The organism is Pseudoalteromonas lipolytica, from assembly GCF_001306915.1.
In the GTDB taxonomy this organism is placed as follows: Bacteria; Pseudomonadota; Gammaproteobacteria; order Enterobacterales; family Alteromonadaceae; genus Pseudoalteromonas; species Pseudoalteromonas simplex.
In genome coordinates this window covers 82,510-96,755 of the sequence record NZ_LJTC01000014.1, presented here as the reverse complement: position 1 = coordinate 96,755, position 14,246 = coordinate 82,510, and the positions used below count along the sequence as shown (strand labels likewise).

The window sequence follows — 14,246 nt, the reverse complement described above, 5'->3', positions numbered from 1 at the left end:
GCAATTATTTATTTAATTTGCTCGCTACGCTCACAAGTTGCTGGGCAAGGCTGGCAACTTTATCGGCTGTATCAGCATCGCTGATGCGGCCTTGCTCATCTAATTTAGTGTGGATAGCAGGCACTGCTAGTTGATCTGCAAGTACTAAGCTACCAATACCCGATAAAATATCACGTACGTGATTTAAACCACGTAAGCCACCTAAACCACCCGGTGACGATGCATACAGTGCAGTAACTTTATTTCGAAAAGCAGGCACTGCACCTTGCTCTGTACGAGATGCCCAATCGATTGCGTTTTTAAGTGGTGCTGTAATTGAGCCATTATATTCTGGGCTTGCTAATAAAATGCCATCAGCAGCGCGGAGCTTATCTTTTAATAATTGTGCGCCAGCAGGTGTACCTTGCGCTTCAATATCTTCGTCAAATAAAGGTAAGTTTAAATCGCTTAATTTAATCACTTCTACTTCAGCACCACTTTCGAGGGCGAAGCGCGCAGCTTCATTGATCAGTTTTTGATTAAAGCTGTCTTTACGTAGGCTGCCTGCTAGGGCAATAATTTTTGGTGCTGTCATGATTGCTTCCTTTTTTAAGCTTCACTGGTGATATACTCACTGTAGCAAAAAACAGCTTGCAGAAAAGCCAAATAAACGCAAAACTTATGTGCGTATATGCACACAAGGAGCCGTTATGGCGATTCAATTTGATGATTGGCAAGATGTAAAAGTCGCTTTTGAAGTGGCAAGACTCGGCACGTTAACCGCAGCTGCCGAATCGTTAGGTGTTCATCACAGCACAGTGCTTAGAAGAATCAACAATTTAGAAGATAACCTTGACGCGCGGTTATTCCACCGTCATGCCCGTGGCTATACAGTGACAGAAATAGGCGCTAAGTTGTTTGCGACTGCAAAATCGATTAACGCTGAACTTGAAAAACTTCACAACGATATTATTGCCGCTGATAGCCAACTGCGAGGCAGTTTATTATTAACTACGGTCAGTGGTTTTATTGATGTGCTTAGTGATGTCTGCGAACAGTTTCAAAGCCTGCACCCGCAAGTGCAGCTCGAAGTTATTCTTGATCAAAACCGCTTACGTCTTGATCACGGTCAGGCACACATTGCCGTGCGAGCAGGTCCTCGGCCTGATGAAGGCGACTATATTGCCCAGCATTTAGCTGAACTTTCGTCAGGGTTTTATGCCTCTAAAAGTTATATTGAAAAGTATGGCATGCCAAAGAATATTGAGCAGTTGCAGCAGCATAGTTTTGTCTCTGGGGTGGCTGGCTATAACGGTAAAGTGCCTTATTTTGCATGGGTTGATCAACACATTGAACCTTCGCAAATTAAGCTACGGGTGTCTGAAACATCAGAAGCTACACGGGCGATTGTGAGGGGCTTAGGAATTGGTGGTTTACAGCATGAAGTGGCAAGCCAATACCCTGATCTGCTGCCAGTGCTTCCTAAAGAGCTAAACTGGCCAACGGATCTTTGGCTGGTAACGCATCACTTGGTACATCGCACAGCCAAAGTCCAAGCATTTAGTCAGCTTTTAAAAGCCTATTTTAAAGATTTAAAAGCTTAAACAGACTTTTTAACGCTAATGCCTAGCCGTTTGGCTAGGCGCACAAGGTTGGCTCTATCAACACTTAAGCTACGTGCTGTGGCAGCCCAGTTTAGGTTATGTAGTTCAAGTTGTTGCATAATCAATTGATAACTAAAAGCGTCAGTTGCCTCTTTCAGCGATAAGCGAGTGGCTTTTTGTTCGTTAACTGCAACAGGGCTTGGTGCGGCAACGGCGGTTTTAGCAATATCACAATGTTCAGGCTCGATTGTGACAATGCTTTGTTGCCATTGCTGTTGTTTGGCTTTGAGTGCTGCGCGACTGATCACATGTTCAAGCTCTCTCACATTGCCTGGCCAATCATATTGACGCAGTAGTAATTGTGTATCGCTACTAAGCTTAAGTTGCTTAATTGCCAGTTTTTTAGATGTTTGCTCAATAAAAAAGCCTGCTAATAAAATAACATCGTTATCGCGCTCTTTTAGTGGTGCAACATGCAATGGGTAAACGCTTAATCGGTGATAAAGATCTGCACGAAAGCGCCCCGCAGCGACTTCTTGTTTTAAATCGCGATTGGTTGCTGCAATCACTCTGACATCAACATAACGGCTTTGATCTTCCCCCACCGTTTGTACTTCACCACTTTGTAATACACGCAATAACTTACTTTGCATGGCAAGCGGAAGTTCGCCGATTTCATCTAAAAATAGCGTGCCGCCATCGGCGAGTTGAAACTTACCCTGGCGAGCAGTATGTGCGCCAGTAAATGCGCCTTTACTGTGACCAAAAAATTCACTCTCGGCTAAGTTCTCTGGTAACGATGCGCAGTTTAAGTGGATCAACGGCATGTCACGGCGTTTTGAGTTTAAATGGATATTGCGCGCAACGAGTTCTTTACCGACGCCTGTATCACCTTGTATTAAAACGCTAAATTCTGAGGCAGCCACCAGCTGAATATCATTTTTAAGGGTCTGCATTGCTTGGCTATTACCAATAATTTCGACACCTTCTCGTGTTAGTGCCTCAAGGTTAAGCTGCTGCGCAACTTGATGGCTGTGCTGTGCGTGTTGCATAAAATGCTGCAAGGTTAGGGCATGCTCAACATAGCCTGCAGCTAGCTGTTTTAGTTGATTGAGCTCGTTCATTGCTAAAGCGTCAAAGGCATGTTCATCTAAACTATCAAAGGTCAAAACACCCAATAGTTCGTTGTTATCTTTGCTACTTAGCAGCGGCACGCCCATGCAGGCATGAACAGGAAAGTCGCCATGCTGGCTTTGTAATAAACCATCGTAGGGGTCGGGTAGGCCACAATCTTTGGCAAATTTTAGCGGTTCACTGCCACGGCATATTTCAAATAAGCGCGGATGCTCCGCTATTTTAAAGCGTCTTCCTAACGTATCGTCCGACAACCCATGAAGGGCTACGGGCTTTAACACATCGCCTTGTTTCAATAATAAGGCAACTGCATCACATTCAAGCCAATCATTAATGCAACTCAACAGATAACTGAAATTATGATCAACACTGCTTGCTTTGGTAAGTGCAAGTGCAACATCAAGAAGGGATTTTTTGAGCATCATGTCAATTTGACCTGAATGTGTTTTATTGATGCTTTTAATGGTGTGTCATTTTGACTTATTTATCAAGCGTCCAAATTTAATGTGTTGATATTTAATGGTTTTTATTTTTGGCTTGAACTGTGCAATAGCTGGGGAAATTAAACGCTGAGAGCACGAATGAAAGTCATTAATTTAACTGAACCTATGCCAACTAAGATCAAATTTTATCAACTCAGCCAGTGGCCGTTATGGGCATTAGCATTTCGGCCTTTTTTCTTGGCGGCAGGTGCCTTAGCTGTATTTGCTATGAGTTACTGGTTTTTAATCTTGGCGGGCTATGCACAGTGGCACCTAACAATGCCCGCAACGCTTTGGCATGCTCACGAAATGCTGTTTGGCTTTGCAGGCGTGGTTGCCATGGGCTTTTTGCTAACCGCCGCACAAACATGGACAGGTGTGGCGAGTGTAAGTGGTATTAAGCTTTGTTTGCTTAGCATGATTTGGCTTGCTGCAAGGTTTAGTTTTTTTATTGAGATTGCAGGGTTCGAGCAGCTAAACCTTTATATTGTTAGTGCGCTACAACTCGTTTGGTGGCTAGCTGGAATTATTATTCTAGCTGACATGCTGATACAGGCAAAAAGCAGCCATAACTACTTATTTGTTGTCATCGCATCTTTGCTCTGTGCGCTCAATGTGATTTTTTTGAGCTTAGTTGTACTTAATAAAATGTCGCTGGCACTGGGGGTTGTTGATACCGCTGTACTTATCATGACACTGCTAGTTGGTGTTGTGGCTGGGCGAGTTGTGCCATTTTTTACCGCGCGCGGCCTTAACCTAAGTGAACAAGTTAGAACCCCGAAGCTCGATAAATTAGTCGTATTTAGCTCATTTTTCGCCATTGCGTGGTTTTTTATGAGTCAGCTATTTTTTAGCGCAATGAGCACCGGTTGGGTTTTTGCTTGGCTTGCTTGTTTACATTCAGCCAGGTGTGTTTTGTGGTGGCATAAAGGCATTCTAAAAGTGCCTTTGCTATGGTCATTACATGTGGCTTATTGGGCTTTATCGGTTGGTTTAATACTCGTCGCGCTGAGCTATTTCAGCCCAATTATCTTATTCAAAGATGCGCTTCATCTGATCACTGTTGGCACCATAGGTGTGATGATCATCGCCATGATGGTACGTGTCTCTCATGGTCACACTGGGCGCGCATTACAAGCCCCTGCGTACATTAGTTTGGCATTTGTACTCATTGTGATAGCTGCCATTGTACGTTCGTTACTTCCCGTTTATTTAGGTCATCACCTTGCATGGCAGTTAAGTGCGTTGCTGTGGGTTGCTGGCTTTAGCTTATTTTTATTTCATTGTGCGCCCATCTTAGTGAATCGTCGTGTTGATGGTCGCCGCGGTTAATCTCTCCAATAGGAAAAACTATGTTATCTGAAAAAACGATCCAGATTGTTAAAAGTACTTTGCCGTTGCTTGCACAAGCAGGCCCTCAAGTGACTGAGTATTTTTATGATCGTATGTTTAGCTACAACCCAGAGCTTAAAAATATTTTTAATATGACGCATCAGCAATCGGGCTCTCAGCAATTTGCGCTGTTTAATGCCTTAGCTGCCTACGCGGCAAATATTGATAACTTGGCAGTGTTAAAAGGTGCGCTTGCGCGCATTAATCATAAACACACCAGTTACCATATTTTGCCAGAGCATTATCCTATTGTTGGTGGGCATTTGATTGCGACTCTAAAAGAGTTATTGCCAGAACAATTTACTCCTGAGGTCGAGTATGCATGGCGTGAAGCCTATTCATTATTAGCGGATGTATGTATCAATGAGGAGATGTCGCTATATCAAAAAACCAAAAAGGCACCGGGAGGTTGGTTTGGTACTCGTACTTTCACAATTACAGAAAAACGTATGGAGTCATCGCAAATTTGCAGTTTCATATTAACGCCTGCCGATGCAAAGCCTGTTGTGGCGTATTTACCGGGCCAATATTTAGGAATTAAAGTAACGCCAGCAAACAGTGAGTTAACGCAAGTTAGGCAATACTCTTTATCACAGCAAAGTAATGGCCACAATTACCGAATTAGCGTGAAAAAAGAAGGCTTAGTATCTAACTACTTACATAGCTTAACTGAGGGGGATGAGGTAGAAATTTACCCACCTGCAGGCGACTTTGTGCTTCGCGAAATCGACTCGCCTGTTGTATTGATTTCTGCGGGTGTTGGTCAAACCCCAATGATGGCGATGCTCGAAACACTATTAAGTAATCAACCTAACCAGTCAATCCATTATCTACATGCTTGCGACAGTGAGACGCAGTTTGCCTTTAAAGAGTATTTATTTAAGCAACAACAAGCGCAAGCTTCATTACATTGTGTTACCTGGTTTAAAGATGGCAAGGGGGGCGATTTTGCGGGCTTGATGGATGTAAACCACATCGCTGACAGCTTACCAATTAGTAAAGGTGACTTTTACCTGTGTGGCCCTATCGCCTTTATGGCAATGATCAAAGAGCAACTACTAAGTATTGGGGTTGCAAGTGAACGCATTCACTACGAGGTGTTTGGCCCTCACCAAAGCTTATGATGTAAAAGGCGTAGCTGAAGCTGCGCCTTTTTTGTTAGTTAACTTCGCGCTCTAGATCAGGAAGTGGAATACGGAGCTCTTTTTGTACTTTAGAAGCCCATAAGAATTTCACTATTAGAGTAACTTACGATTGCTAATTTCAGCTATTTCAAGCTTTTGCCACGATTCAAATAGCTTGCGTTGTTTGTCTGATATTTTTAAGCCATAGGTTTTTTGCATATAAAAATAGGTATCGGCTATTTGCTTTCTTGCATAAATGGGTGGCTCAAATACGCGCTGCTTAAAGTCGATTTTTACAGGGCATGCTCCGTAACTTGCACTTGATGTTGACACCATGCCGTAGCGAAAGTTTGAACGGTCAGCATTGATCTCGCCTATAGCAGGGGCAAGGTTATTAATGTCGGCTTCCATTTGACGGAATTTCGCACTGACCTTTTTACAGTTTTTACGACCGCCATCTTGCCAGCATTGTAATTGATGACCAAACTCCCAGGCAGGCACAATGTGCTCCCACTCTATTCTTTTTGCGCGGGCATTCTCTTTTCCTGAGCGGGTGACAGGATTTCTAGGAATATAACCACACGCATCAGGATCTGGCACAAGTTTTTTACCTTGGCGCTTTATGTCGCAGCCACAATATAAGCTTTTACTGTTGCTTGGTAGATTCTTAATTAAATGCTTTTTGGCACTGTAAAAGCTCGAAAATTCTTTAGCGGATATAGGAAAAGTGAAAATAAAACACAGGGCTAAGTATAGAAATAAACGCATATCCATCACATCAGTGAACTACAGGAAGCGCTATTTTAGAGCGACTATTCTAAAAATGAAAAGTTTTTCAACTCAGCTATAGTTGTTAGGCCGTTTTAATTAAAGGAATTACAACTATGTTATTAGGTGCTTTTTCTGTAAGTCTAAATGTAAAAGATATTCGTGCTTCAAAGCAGTTTTATGAAAAGCTAGGTTTCAACGAGTTTGCCGGGGAGATAGAACAGCATTGGCTAATTATGAAAAACGGTGAACATTTAATTGGTTTGTTTCAAGGTATGTTCGACAAAACCATGCTGACCTTTAACCCAGGGTGGGATCAAAATGCTGAAGCTTTGGATGAATTTGCAACCTTTGAGCAATTAGCTGCACAATTTCAGCAACAAGGATTAGAAATACAAAAGGCCGGTGACGCGAGTTTTATTATCACCGACCCAGATGGCAATCCTATTTTGATTGACCAACACGTGTAGCTGGCTTTTTACGTTTAATTCGAACGTTTTGTAGTAACAAGAGAACTCCTGTAATACAAAATAGTACGCTGGTGGCCGAGAAGCTGATGAGTAGTGGATTGTTAAAGTTCTCACGCTCATCATAATCCATAATGTGTAGCATCCAGAAAAAGTCGAAAATGCGCCACAGGGTGCTGCGCACAGTAATAAGGTTACCGGTTTGGCTATCTAAATATAAGGTTGTTGATCGCCAATCATCAAAGCTTACTTGCCAAACATTGGCTTTGTGACCGACTTCTCTAGGCCCTTTTGTTAATAACTGCGCTTGCGTTATTTTTGCGTCAATAAGCAGGTGAGCTTGCGCATTTTCAATGATTTGCGCTTTACTCGGTGCAGGCATTTTAGCACCTGTTCTGCCATCAAAAGTAAACGTACCGCTAGAGGATGTAACTTCTATAATCGGGGTATTTAAAAAATGGCTATATTTAATACCTTCGATTTGCTCAAATTGCGCTGTTATTTTATCAATTGAAGCAGGGTAGTCCGACAATAAAAATGGGCTACTTAAACTGCGATTAGCCAGATGCTTACCATGCACTTTTTCAAGTGGTAATGAGCTCATCACAAGCCCACCTAAAAGCCAAAAAAAGATCTGTAAAGCAAGTAAATAACCAAGCCATTTATGCCCTTTACGAGCATACTTAAACAGGCGTTTATTCATAATTACCCCGTTATTATTGTTATGTGGGCGCTATTTTAGGTTGTTTAGCTAGATTGCCAATGCGGCATAATGTCGCATTAACTGTATTCTAGATTTGGTATATATACAAAACTGAGTTAAAGTTTCAGTCGATATCAATAGAGGGTAAAAACGAGAGTATGTCGGAAATTCAATTTTTAAATGTAGATCTGGAGCTTGAATCAAAGCACGATATTAGTGCGCTTGTTGCTGATTTGAAGAAAAACGCCATGGTTTTACATTATGACCAAGATGAATACCGCCAACTAGCACGTATTGAAGCAACCGCAGATATCAGCTCTCCAGATAAAGCCATTAACCAGCTTTGCGAGCTTATTGAGTCATGCTCGCGCAATGCATTAAAACAGTGGTTATCGTGCTCAAAGCGTACATTTGATATAGGCTTTGAATCAGGTAATTCGCCTAAATGCTTTAACCAACCCCTGCATGCCGATACCTTGTTACGTATCTCTGCAATTGGCGCAGGGATTGAAATTACTATTTATCCTGTCGAAAAATAGCCAGAATTTATCGCTCTACAACAGCTGCGGTCATTCTTGATACGCAGCAAAGCTCTCCTGCGGCATTGGTAATTTTAATATCCCAAACAGATGTTCGCTTACCTAAATGCAGCGGTCTTGCTGTTGCTGTTAACGTTCCTTTGCGTGACGCTTTCATGTGGTTGGCATTAATTTCTTGGCCAACAGCATAGAACTTATTGAAATCAACCACGAAATTGGCTGCATAGCTTGCCACTGTCTCTGCTAATACAACGTTTGCTCCGCCATGAACCATACCCATAGGGTTATGATGCTCAGGAATAGCAGGCATAGTTGCCATTAAATAATCATCACCAATTTCAGTCACCTCAATGCCCATAGTTTTCATTAAAGTGCCTTGACCGGTGATCCCTTGTTCTAGCTCTTTGCAAAGCTCTAACGTGATTGGGTGGTGCCAAATACTCATTGTGTTTCCTTAGCCTGCTAATTAAAGCTAATACCTTATGGCATCTTTCGGTGTGGTTCAATGTTAGTTTTGTAGCAATATGATGGGGTTAATTTAAATTTGCGATTTTCAAATAACTGTATATACTCACAGTTAAATGTACTGTATGGAAAACCAGTTGTATGCGCCCATTAACTAAACGCCAATCGCAAATTTTAGAACTAATTAAAGTCTTTATTAAAGATACAGGCATGCCACCTACGCGTGCTGAAATAGCTCAAACATTAGGTTTTAAAAGTGCCAACGCTGCTGAAGAACACCTAAAAGCACTGGCTAAAAAAGGCATGATCAAAATGAAGCCTGGGGCGAGTCGCGGTATTCAGTTAATTGAAGAAGATGAGCCAGAGCAACTAGGCTTACCTTTAATTGGCCGTGTTGCAGCTGGTGAACCTATTTTGGCGCAAGAGCATGTTGAAAGTCACTGCCAAGTTGATCCTTCATTATTTAAACCTGCAGCCGATTTCTTACTGCGTGTAAATGGCATGAGTATGAAAGACATTGGTATTATGGATGGCGATTTGCTTGCAGTACATAGAACACAAGTTGCTGAAAATGGGCAAGTAGTTGTAGCTCGAGTCGATGAAGATGTAACAGTTAAGCGCCTAGAAAAGGCAGGTCGCAAAGTGCTTTTACATGCTGAGAACGAAGAGTTTTCGCCTATTGAGGTTGACCTTGAGCATGAGTCGTTCAACATCGAGGGGTTAGCTGTTGGGGTTATTCGTAACGCTGATTGGATGTAAACGTTCCCAATTTGGTGCATCAAATTGACTCAATTTGGTGCGCCACTGAAATTTTACTACTTAATTAGGATTTGTGAATCCTTACTCTTCATTTAAAGCCTTATATGGCGCAGTTTTCCTCTCTTTTTATATTTCGTTTTTACTCCTAAACATTAAATAACGCGCTGATTATAGTTGTTATTTCTGCACCAAAATAAACATTTATTATCATTAAAACTTGCTTATTGGTCATTTTTTAACTAATTGGTTAATACACTGTATTAACACCTAATTAATAAAAAGACACAAAAATGTGCGAGGTGTTAGACAGGGGGTCGGTATCATAAGTGGGTCAAAATGATACGTAGTCGCTCTGAACAATAAGAAAAACGAATGGGCACCTTGCTGTATCGCCTTTTCGCTTTGCGTCTTGCAATAGCATCTAAAGGAGCCGTCACATGGGTAAACTGCGTTACGCCTTGTGGCTTATATTGGTTGCACTTCCTGAACTTGCATTGGCGAACAGCCAATACAATATGCGTAAAGGGGTGACCGATATAAGTAATAATGTTTATGAGTTACACATGACGATATTTATTATCTGCTGTGTAATCGGCATCATCGTATTTGCGGTGATGTTTTGGGCTTTAATACACCACCGTAAATCCAAAGGGGCCAAGCCTGCCCAATTTCATGAAAGTACAAAAGTTGAAATACTTTGGACTGCCATTCCATTTGTCATCTTAATCGCCATGGCTGTGCCTGCCACAAAAACCTTAATTGCCATGGAAGATGCCTCTAAAGCCGATATCACCATTAAAGTGACCGGCTCACAGTGGAAGTGGCATTACGAGTACATGGGCGAAGACATTGCTTATTACTCGATTCTATCTACTCCTAAAGACCAAATAGACAACCAAGCAGAGAAAACTGAGCATTATTTGCTTGAAGTAGATAAACCGCTAGTACTTCCTATCAATAAGAAAGTTCGCTTTTTAATGACCTCAGACGATGTAATTCATTCATGGTGGGTGCCTGATTTTGCGGTTAAAAAGGATGCAAATCCTGGGTTTATTAATGAAGCGTGGACACGTATTAACGAACCCGGAGTATACCGTGGTCAATGTGCTGAGTTATGCGGTAAAGATCATGGCTTTATGCCTGTTGTGGTGAAAGCCTTACCTGAAGATGAATTTGCTAATTGGCTTGCAGATGCCAAGCAAGAAAAAGCCAATGCGGCCGCAGCAGATGCTGCTTTGCTTGATCAAACATTACCGAAAGAAGAGCTTATGGTCTTAGGTGAGCAAGTGTATATGGCAAGCTGTGCTGCATGTCACCAACCTACCGGTATGGGCCTACCTGGCGTATTTCCAGCACTTAAAGGCAGCCCGATTGTATTAGGTGATGTAAAAGATCACATAGACATTGTGTTACACGGTAAGCCTGGTACAGCAATGCAAGCGTTTGATAAACAGCTTTCAATTAAGCAACTTGCTGCGGTTATTACTTATAAGCGAAACGCGTGGGGTAATGATACCGGCGATGTTATCCAACCGAGTCAAATTCAAGCCGCGATTGATGCAGCAGCGGAGGCGAACTAATGAGTAATGTTATTAACGAGCAAGCAACAGGGCATGCGCATCACGACCATCATCACCCAGCTAAAGGTTTTAAGCGTTGGCTTTACACCACCAATCATAAAGACATCGGGAGTTTATACCTGATTTTTTCACTCACCATGTTTTTAATTGGCGGAGCAATGGCAATGGTGATCCGCGCTGAACTGTTTCAGCCTGGATTACAGTTAGTCGATCCGCACTTTTTTAATCAAATGACTACCGTACATGGCTTGATCATGGTGTTTGGTGCCGTTATGCCCGCGTTCACTGGGCTTGCAAACTGGATGGTACCTATGATGATAGGCGCACCAGATATGGCCTTACCACGTATGAATAACTGGAGCTTTTGGATATTGCCGTTCGCATTTTTAATCCTGTTGGCTTCGTTACTCATGCCTGGTGGTGGTCCTGCGTTTGGTTGGACTTTCTACGCACCACTATCAACAACTTACAGCAACGATAACACTGCACTTTTTGTGTTTGCCGTACATATCATGGGTATCAGCTCAATTATGGGGGCGATTAACGTTATCGTGACCATCGTCAACTTAAGAGCACCAGGTATGACGTGGATGAAGCTACCGCTATTTGTTTGGACATGGTTAATCACTGCATTTTTGTTAATTGCTGTTATGCCTGTTCTAGCAGGGGCGGTCACTATGGTGTTGACCGATAAATACTTTGCAACCAGCTTTTTTGATGCAGCCGGAGGGGGCGACCCTGTGATGTTCCAGCACATTTTCTGGTTCTTCGGTCACCCTGAAGTGTACATCATGATTTTACCAGCCTTTGGCATTATATCGACTATCGTACCTACCTTCTCGCGCAAAAAGCTATTTGGCTATGCGTCTATGGTGTATGCAACTTCATCGATTGCGCTGCTAAGTTTTATCGTTTGGGCACATCATATGTTTACCACAGGGATGCCTGTAGCAGGCGAGTTGTTTTTCATGTACGCCACCATGCTCATTTCGGTACCAACGGGCGTTAAAGTGTTTAACTGGGTAGCCACCATGTGGCGCGGTTCAATTAGCTTCGAAATTCCGATGATGTTTGCCATCGCCTTTATTGTGTTATTCACCTTAGGTGGTTTCTCTGGCTTGATGCTTGCGATTACACCGGCAGATTTTCAGTATCACGATACCTATTTTGTGGTGGCTCATTTCCATTATGTGCTTGTGACAGGAGCTGTGTTCTCAATTATGGCGGGGGCCTACTACTGGTTACCGAAATGGACTGGCAACATGTACAACGAAACGCTGGCGAAATGGCATTTTTGGTTATCGCTAATCAGTGTCAACGTGTTGTTCTTCCCTATGCACTTTGTTGGCCTTGCCGGTATGCCGCGTCGTATTCCTGACTATGCACTGCAATTCGCTGACTTTAACGCCATTATCAGTATTGGTGGTTTTGCATTTGGCTTATCGCAACTGTTGTTTGTGTTGGTGGTATTTAAATGTGCCAGAGGGGGCGAAAAAGCACCTGCCAAAGTATGGGATGGAGCTGAAGGTTTAGAGTGGGAAGTCGATTCTCCAGCACCTTATCATACCTTTGAAACACCGCCGGAGATTAAGTAATGAACCATGCACCTTTGCTAAAAAAACTGCTGATTACATGCTTGCTCATGTTTGCTTTTGCTTTTGCAATGGTGCCGCTTTACGACGTGTTTTGCGACGTTACAGGGTTGAATGGTAAGCCATCATTAGAAAAAGCGAGCGCGAGTGAATCAATAAATACACAGCGTCAAGTTGATGTCAGCTTTACCACTCACGCTCAAAGCGGCGCGCCATTTAAGGTGCAGTCTGAGCAATACAGTGTGGCAGTACAACCTGGTGCCATGCGTGAAGTTAAATTCTCAGCGAAAAACACCAGTAATGAAGACAAAGTCATGCAAGCAATTCCATCAGTATCACCGGGTAAAGCAGCAAAGTACTTACATAAAATCGCCTGTTTTTGCTTTGATCAGCAGCCAATGAAAGCCGGTGAAGAAATGGAGTTTACCTTGTTGTTTTATGTTGATACTGAGTTACCCGACGATGTTGAGGAACTGACGTTGTCGTATACCGTGTTTGATATTAGCGGGCATGTTGTGGCTAAAAACGATTAAAAGCCGCCAAGCTAATTGCTAATTGGGAGCAAACAAAATGAATCAAAATTATGAAAAATACTATGTTCCAGCCGAGAGTCCTTGGCCAATAGTTGGTGCCATCGCGATGTTTTTAATTGCTGTTGGTGCTGGTTTAACTGTGATGCAAGTAAGTGGTGAGGGCAGTAGTGGCCAGTATGTGTTGTATCTAGGCATTGCCATATTAGTTTATATGGTTTTTAGCTGGTTTAGAAACGTTATTGAAGAGTCTCATAAAGGGCTTTATTCAGCGCAAATGGATCGTTCATTCAAACAAGGTATGGGCTGGTTTATCTTCTCTGAAGTTATGTTCTTTATGGCGTTTTTTGGCGCTCTCTTTTACGCACGTATGATTTCGGTGCCTTGGCTCGGTGGCGCTGGTAATAACGCTATGACCAATGAAGTGCTCTGGCCAACCTTTGAAGCCGTATGGCCGCTATTAACTACGCCAGCGGGCGAGACCACACAGGCTATGGGCTGGCAAGGTCTACCATTGATCAACACGCTTATTCTACTTACCTCGTCGGTCACAATTCACTTTGCTCATGTTGCTATTGAAAACAACAAGCGCGGCGCCCTGAAGGTGTTTTTATCTTTAACCGTGCTATTAGGTGTGATTTTCCTTGGCTTACAAGTTTATGAGTATATGCATGCTTATCAAGATCTAGGTTTGACCTTAGATGCGGGCGTTTATGGGAATACCTTTTTCTTGTTAACGGGCTTTCACGGTATGCACGTGACACTTGGAACCATTATTTTATTTGTGGTGCTGCTCAGAATTTTTAAAGGCCACTTCACGAGTGAAAAGCATTTTGCCTTTCAAGCAGCTGCTTGGTATTGGCACTTTGTTGATGTGGTGTGGTTGTGTTTATTTGTATTTGTGTACGTGCTGTAGCTTTGTGAAGCGGCGACGGGTTGGTGTGAATAAAGCCTAATTTCATTGCGGCAATGATGAGCACCAGCACAATACCTGAGAACAGCACTCGACGACCTAAATAATGCGACATGGGTTTAGAGTGCTCTTTTGCTGACATCATCACAAACAGCGCTCTAAACAGGTTGAACAGAATATAAAGTAATAACAAAACAATAATGATTTTAATCATA

16 protein-coding genes are annotated in these 14,246 nt (G+C 42.6%); 10 read left to right on the top strand and 6 right to left on the bottom strand.

What is annotated here, in order from left to right:
• Positions 1-4: 4 nt before the first annotated feature.
• The gene (locus AOG27_RS18485; RefSeq protein ID WP_054554467.1) at positions 5-574 is read right to left on the bottom strand and encodes an NADPH-dependent FMN reductase; all 570 of its coding nucleotides are present in this window, start codon (positions 572-574) and stop codon (positions 5-7) included.
• 115 nt (positions 575-689) lie between these two features.
• Between AOG27_RS18485 and AOG27_RS18480 the strand changes: the two genes are divergently transcribed.
• Positions 690-1,583 (top strand): LysR family transcriptional regulator, encoded by an 894-nt coding sequence (locus tag AOG27_RS18480; RefSeq protein ID WP_054554466.1) that lies wholly within the window; start codon positions 690-692, stop codon positions 1,581-1,583.
• Here AOG27_RS18480 and norR read toward each other — a convergent pair.
• The gene (norR, locus tag AOG27_RS18475; RefSeq protein WP_054554465.1) at positions 1,580-3,142 is read right to left on the bottom strand and encodes a nitric oxide reductase transcriptional regulator NorR; all 1,563 of its coding nucleotides are present in this window, start codon (positions 3,140-3,142) and stop codon (positions 1,580-1,582) included. The two genes, AOG27_RS18480 and norR, sit on opposite strands and share 4 nt — an antisense overlap.
• A gap of 156 nt (positions 3,143-3,298) precedes the next feature.
• Between norR and AOG27_RS18470 the strand changes: the two genes are divergently transcribed.
• Together AOG27_RS18470 and hmpA are read left to right on the top strand one after the other, a co-directional pair.
• Complete coding sequence (locus tag AOG27_RS18470) at positions 3,299-4,531, top strand: NnrS family protein (RefSeq protein ID WP_054554464.1); 1,233 nt, start codon at positions 3,299-3,301, stop codon at positions 4,529-4,531.
• A gap of 20 nt (positions 4,532-4,551) precedes the next feature.
• Positions 4,552-5,715 carry an NO-inducible flavohemoprotein gene (gene hmpA, locus AOG27_RS18465; protein WP_054554463.1) on the top strand — a complete coding sequence of 388 codons (1,164 nt, stop codon included), beginning with the start codon at positions 4,552-4,554 and terminating at the stop codon, positions 5,713-5,715.
• A 114-nt stretch (positions 5,716-5,829) separates the two neighbouring features.
• Here the strand turns inward: hmpA and AOG27_RS18460 are convergent, their stop codons facing one another.
• Complete coding sequence (locus AOG27_RS18460) at positions 5,830-6,483, bottom strand: endonuclease (protein ID WP_082389328.1); 654 nt, start codon at positions 6,481-6,483, stop codon at positions 5,830-5,832.
• Between the two features lie 116 nt (positions 6,484-6,599).
• On the opposite strand from AOG27_RS18460, the gene AOG27_RS18455 reads away from it, so the two are divergent.
• Complete coding sequence (locus AOG27_RS18455) at positions 6,600-6,953, top strand: VOC family protein (protein WP_054554461.1); 354 nt, start codon at positions 6,600-6,602, stop codon at positions 6,951-6,953.
• Here AOG27_RS18455 and AOG27_RS18450 read toward each other — a convergent pair.
• The gene (locus AOG27_RS18450; protein WP_054554460.1) at positions 6,928-7,653 is read right to left on the bottom strand and encodes a hypothetical protein; all 726 of its coding nucleotides are present in this window, start codon (positions 7,651-7,653) and stop codon (positions 6,928-6,930) included. The two genes, AOG27_RS18455 and AOG27_RS18450, sit on opposite strands and share 26 nt — an antisense overlap.
• Before the next feature lie 158 nt (positions 7,654-7,811).
• On the opposite strand from AOG27_RS18450, the gene AOG27_RS18445 reads away from it, so the two are divergent.
• Complete coding sequence (locus AOG27_RS18445) at positions 7,812-8,192, top strand: hypothetical protein (RefSeq protein WP_054554459.1); 381 nt, start codon at positions 7,812-7,814, stop codon at positions 8,190-8,192.
• Positions 8,193-8,199: 7 nt separating this feature from the next.
• Here AOG27_RS18445 and AOG27_RS18440 read toward each other — a convergent pair whose 3' ends face one another.
• A complete protein-coding gene (locus AOG27_RS18440; RefSeq protein WP_054554458.1) occupies positions 8,200-8,637 on the bottom strand; it encodes a PaaI family thioesterase in 438 nt (145 codons plus the stop codon).
• Between the two features lie 161 nt (positions 8,638-8,798).
• On the opposite strand from AOG27_RS18440, the gene lexA reads away from it, so the two are divergent.
• The 5 genes from lexA to AOG27_RS18415 all read left to right on the top strand — a co-directional run bounded on the left by lexA (position 8,799) and on the right by AOG27_RS18415 (position 14,034).
• Complete coding sequence (lexA, locus tag AOG27_RS18435; RefSeq protein ID WP_054554457.1) at positions 8,799-9,416, top strand: transcriptional repressor LexA; 618 nt, start codon at positions 8,799-8,801, stop codon at positions 9,414-9,416.
• A 437-nt stretch (positions 9,417-9,853) separates the two neighbouring features.
• Positions 9,854-10,996 (top strand): cytochrome c oxidase subunit II, encoded by a 1,143-nt coding sequence (coxB, locus tag AOG27_RS18430; protein WP_054554456.1) that lies wholly within the window; start codon positions 9,854-9,856, stop codon positions 10,994-10,996.
• Positions 10,996-12,591, top strand: coding sequence for a cytochrome c oxidase subunit I (gene ctaD, locus AOG27_RS18425; protein WP_054554455.1), 1,596 nt, complete (start codon positions 10,996-10,998; stop codon positions 12,589-12,591). The genes coxB and ctaD overlap by 1 nt, the downstream gene beginning before the upstream one ends.
• The gene (locus AOG27_RS18420; RefSeq protein ID WP_054554454.1) at positions 12,591-13,121 is read left to right on the top strand and encodes a cytochrome c oxidase assembly protein; all 531 of its coding nucleotides are present in this window, start codon (positions 12,591-12,593) and stop codon (positions 13,119-13,121) included. The genes ctaD and AOG27_RS18420 overlap by 1 nt, the downstream gene beginning before the upstream one ends.
• Positions 13,122-13,158: 37 nt before the next feature.
• Positions 13,159-14,034, top strand: coding sequence for a cytochrome c oxidase subunit 3 (locus tag AOG27_RS18415; protein ID WP_054554453.1), 876 nt, complete (start codon positions 13,159-13,161; stop codon positions 14,032-14,034).
• On the opposite strand, the gene AOG27_RS21960 is transcribed toward AOG27_RS18415, so the two are convergent.
• Entirely contained in the window at positions 13,934-14,245 is a 312-nt protein-coding gene (locus tag AOG27_RS21960; RefSeq protein ID WP_082389325.1) for a DUF2909 domain-containing protein, read from the bottom strand. The two genes, AOG27_RS18415 and AOG27_RS21960, sit on opposite strands and share 101 nt — an antisense overlap.
• Position 14,246: the final 1 nt, after the last annotated feature.

Coding starts and splice junctions, on each gene's coding strand:
- AOG27_RS18415 (WP_054554453.1), top strand. CDS start 13,159: ATGAATCAAAATTATGAAAAATACTATGTTCCAGCCGAGAGTCCTTGG.
- coxB (WP_054554456.1), top strand. CDS start 9,854: ATGGGTAAACTGCGTTACGCCTTGTGGCTTATATTGGTTGCACTTCCT.
- ctaD (WP_054554455.1), top strand. CDS start 10,996: ATGAGTAATGTTATTAACGAGCAAGCAACAGGGCATGCGCATCACGAC.
- AOG27_RS18445 (WP_054554459.1), top strand. CDS start 7,812: ATGTCGGAAATTCAATTTTTAAATGTAGATCTGGAGCTTGAATCAAAG.
- hmpA (WP_054554463.1), top strand. CDS start 4,552: ATGTTATCTGAAAAAACGATCCAGATTGTTAAAAGTACTTTGCCGTTG.
- AOG27_RS18480 (WP_054554466.1), top strand. CDS start 690: ATGGCGATTCAATTTGATGATTGGCAAGATGTAAAAGTCGCTTTTGAA.
- AOG27_RS18455 (WP_054554461.1), top strand. CDS start 6,600: ATGTTATTAGGTGCTTTTTCTGTAAGTCTAAATGTAAAAGATATTCGT.
- AOG27_RS18470 (WP_054554464.1), top strand. CDS start 3,299: ATGAAAGTCATTAATTTAACTGAACCTATGCCAACTAAGATCAAATTT.
- AOG27_RS18485 (WP_054554467.1), bottom strand. CDS start 574: ATGACAGCACCAAAAATTATTGCCCTAGCAGGCAGCCTACGTAAAGAC.
- AOG27_RS21960 (WP_082389325.1), bottom strand. CDS start 14,245: ATGATTAAAATCATTATTGTTTTGTTATTACTTTATATTCTGTTCAAC.
- AOG27_RS18420 (WP_054554454.1), top strand. CDS start 12,591: ATGAACCATGCACCTTTGCTAAAAAAACTGCTGATTACATGCTTGCTC.
- AOG27_RS18440 (WP_054554458.1), bottom strand. CDS start 8,637: ATGAGTATTTGGCACCACCCAATCACGTTAGAGCTTTGCAAAGAGCTA.
- AOG27_RS18460 (WP_082389328.1), bottom strand. CDS start 6,483: ATGCGTTTATTTCTATACTTAGCCCTGTGTTTTATTTTCACTTTTCCT.
- norR (WP_054554465.1), bottom strand. CDS start 3,142: ATGATGCTCAAAAAATCCCTTCTTGATGTTGCACTTGCACTTACCAAA.
- AOG27_RS18450 (WP_054554460.1), bottom strand. CDS start 7,653: ATGAATAAACGCCTGTTTAAGTATGCTCGTAAAGGGCATAAATGGCTT.
- lexA (WP_054554457.1), top strand. CDS start 8,799: ATGCGCCCATTAACTAAACGCCAATCGCAAATTTTAGAACTAATTAAA.